At 52.1% G+C, this 413-nt stretch carries 1 rRNA gene; it reads right to left on the bottom strand.

The features are described from left to right. Positions 1-413 (bottom strand): 23S ribosomal RNA (locus AAHB15_RS30035); the annotation flags it as partial.

Genomic DNA, 413 nt, shown 5'->3' with positions numbered 1-413 from the left:
TCGCTAGAGGCTTTTCTTGGCAGTGTGGAATCAGGAACTTCGGTACTATATTTCCCTCGCTGTCACAGCTCAGCCTGTACGAGAAGCGGATTTTCCTACTTCTCAGCCTAACTGCTTAGACGCACATAACCAGCAGTGCGCTTACCCTATCCTCCTGCGTCCCCCCATCACTCAAACGATAAAGAGGTGGTACAGGAATATCAACCTGTTGTCCATCGCCTACGCCTTTCGGCCTCGGCTTAGGTCCCGACTAACCCTGAGCGGACGAGCCTTCCTCAGGAAACCTTAGGCATTCGGTGGATGAGATTCTCACTCATCTTTCGCTACTCATACCGGCATTCTCACTTCTAAGCGCTCCACCAGTCCTTACGGTCTAGCTTCAACGCCCTTAGAACGCTCTCCTACCACTGACA

The sequence above is a fragment of the Bacillus sp. OTU2372 genome (assembly GCF_038440275.1).
GTDB classification, from domain to species: Bacteria; Bacillota; Bacilli; order Bacillales; family Cytobacillaceae; genus Neobacillus; species Neobacillus bataviensis_B.
The sequence above is the reverse complement of the archived record's forward strand: the minus strand, read 5'-3'. Positions and strand labels throughout refer to the sequence as shown.